This is a genomic window from uncultured Campylobacter sp. (assembly GCF_938017615.1).
Lineage (GTDB): Bacteria > Campylobacterota > Campylobacteria > Campylobacterales > Campylobacteraceae > Campylobacter_B.
Window position 1 is genome coordinate 1 of record NZ_CALIJA010000036.1, and the last position, 2,544, is coordinate 2,544.

General features: G+C 49.4%; 1 protein-coding gene and 1 pseudogene. One reads left to right on the forward strand and one right to left on the reverse strand.

The genetic code is table 11. The features are described 5' to 3' along the window. Window positions 1-263: pseudogene (locus Q0620_RS01440) on the reverse strand (riboflavin biosynthesis protein RibD); the annotation flags it as partial. 226 nt (window positions 264-489) lie between these two features. On the opposite strand from Q0620_RS01440, the gene Q0620_RS01445 reads away from it, so the two are divergent. Continuing rightward, window positions 490-1,905 (forward strand): AI-2E family transporter, encoded by a 1,416-nt coding sequence (locus Q0620_RS01445; protein WP_298782911.1) that lies wholly within the window; start codon window positions 490-492, stop codon window positions 1,903-1,905. The last annotated feature ends 639 nt before the right edge of the window (window positions 1,906-2,544 follow it).

Below are 2,544 nucleotides of genomic sequence, written 5' to 3' on the forward strand. Positions count from 1 at the left end.
TTGATGAAGCAAAAGCCGCCCTCGCGCGCCAGATAAAACGGCTCCGCAAGCTCCGCTGCCGCGGCACAGCAGACGTCAAATTTCACCTCTATGCCCCCGCGGCGTAAAATTTCCGCGCCGCCTGCAGCCTGCGCGTTCGTATCGCGCGCGCCAATTACCACGCGCGATAGCCCGAGCTGCGCTAAAAGCTCGGCGCAAGACGGGGTCTTGCCGCGGTGTGCGCAGGGCTCAAGCGTGACGTAGGCGCAAAAAATGTACTGCACACTCATCTTAAATATACATAACGCCCGCCCTTGCATACCAATCGCATAGCTCAAGTGTAGTCGTATATGTATGGTTCGCATCGCACATATACGATACGCCATACGCCGCATGCGCGAAATGTGAGAGTATCGCTCGCAAATTTTATGAAATTTTAAAATTTAATCGAAATCTGATAAAAAAATTTATAAAATAGCTCATCAAATTTCAAAAGGATAAAATTTGCCGATGCCAAAAGATAACGCCGCAAGCCGCAATGAAAACCAGGCTGAAAACGTGGCTCAAAACAACGCCGAGAATAACGCCAAAAGCGAGGCTCAAAATTTCACTGAAAATCAGACCTTAAATAACGCTAAGGGCAAAATCGAAGCTGCCGCCGAAGCCAAAGCGACCGTCAAAAACAAAACCGAAACAGCCGCTGAAAATCAAAGCGAAAACCGGGTCAAAACCGACAAGGCCTCATCTGCTGGTGCTTCCGCGCTTAACGACGCTGCCGAAGTCAACGAAACCTTCTCGGCTAATGCTTCCGCGCTAGGCGCCGCTGCCGCTTCGGGAGCTGCTGTGGGTGTGAAAGCAGGTCTTGCCAAGGCTAGCGGGCGCGCAAAGACGAACAAGATATTTTTTATCGGCGCAACCTTGCTGATGTTTTGCTGCGTGATCTATCTGTTCTCGCCGTTTTTGATGGTGATCGTAATCGGCGTGCTGATGGCGGTGGCGACCTCAGGTCTGCACGCTAAAGTAACGAAGCTGTGCCGCGGCAGGCGCACGCTGGCCTCGGTACTTAGCGTGTTTTTGCTCTGCGCGCTTTTTTTCGTGCCTTTCATCTACGCCGTGATCGAGATCGCCAAAAACGCCGCTAGCTTCGATATGACGCGCCTAAACGACGCGCTTAGCTACGTTCAGAGCCTAGACATCAAGCTGCCCGGGCCTTTTGAAAAATTTAATACGCAGTTTCGTTCGTTTTTAGCAAACCTAGACGTCGCGGGTCTGGCGAAGCAGATCATCTCCTACCTCTCGGTCGTCGGAAAGTCCAGCGCGAAATTTATCGTCGATATGGTGCTTATCATCGTGTTTTGCTTTTTTGCATACCTCTACGGCGAGAACTTCAAGCGCTTTTTTAAAAAAATTCTACCCGTAGAGCCCTCGCAGATCGATTATATCTTTTCCGAGACGGCAAATACGATGAGCGTCGTGTTTTACTCGACCATCTTCAACGCCGTATTGCAGGGCTTTTTGTTTTCGATCATCGCGGGGATCTTCGGCTTTGACGCGCTGCTGATGGGGGTGCTTTTCGCCTTCTGTTCGCTCATCCCCGCAGTCGGCGGCGCGCTCATCTATGTGCCCACCGCGCTATACGTGCTAGCGGGGGGTAGCACCTCGGGCGCGATCGTGATAATGGCGTATTGCGTGATACTGATCTCGACGCTCGCGGACAGCTTCGTAAAGCCGCTCGTGATAAAATTTATCAACTCGCGCCTAGTCGAAAACCCCGCAAACATCAACGAGATGCTGATCTTCTTCTCGATGCTTTCGGGCATCAGCACGTTCGGGTTCTGGGGCGTGATCTTGGGACCCGCGATTTTAACGCTATTTATCGCTGTGCTAAATTTATACGATTATCTAAAAAAGATAGAATTCGAGTAGGGCTTGCGCCGCTGGGTGCTTTTAAATTTATGAAAATGTTGCCCGTAAAACGCAATGCCCAGCACGCCCTTGCGGCTCTTGCGCCCTCGCGCCTTTGCGCAGGTTTAAAGGCTTTAAATTTAAAGGCAAATTTTAATTTCAGCTGCTGCTCGCGCTCTTTGACGAATTTTAGAGCAAAGATCGCGAGTATCGGTGAGGTTATTTTGGGTCGCGTCATGCGGCGGCGCAGTATTTTTAAGCTACACCGCGTGGCGTGGCGAAATTTTATGGATTAGAGTTTAAATTTAAAGTAACCCTGACCTGCTTTTACCGCGCGCGATTCACATAAATGATCTGCAATTCTAAGCATGAAAATTTTGCGTGTGATTGATGTGTATTAAAATCTGCGATCCTACGCCAAAGCTCTACGCATCCGCCCTACCTCGTGCGCGACTATCGCGATCCCGCAAAATAAGTTTTAAAACCTTGTTTAATTGATTGCCGTTATCTGTAACTTAGAATTTTTATATTATAATGGCGCTCAAAATTTTATTTCAGAAAGGATGAAAATGAAAGAGAGAATCGAGGCGCTGTTCGCGCAAAATCCTAAAATTTCGATCGCGCAGATCTGCAAGGAGCTCGGCGCGAAGGAGATCGACG

Excerpts from the sequence above, each read along its gene's own strand:
- Q0620_RS01445 (WP_298782911.1), top strand. The coding sequence starts at position 490 with ATGCCAAAAGATAACGCCGCAAGCCGCAATGAAAACCAGGCTGAAAAC.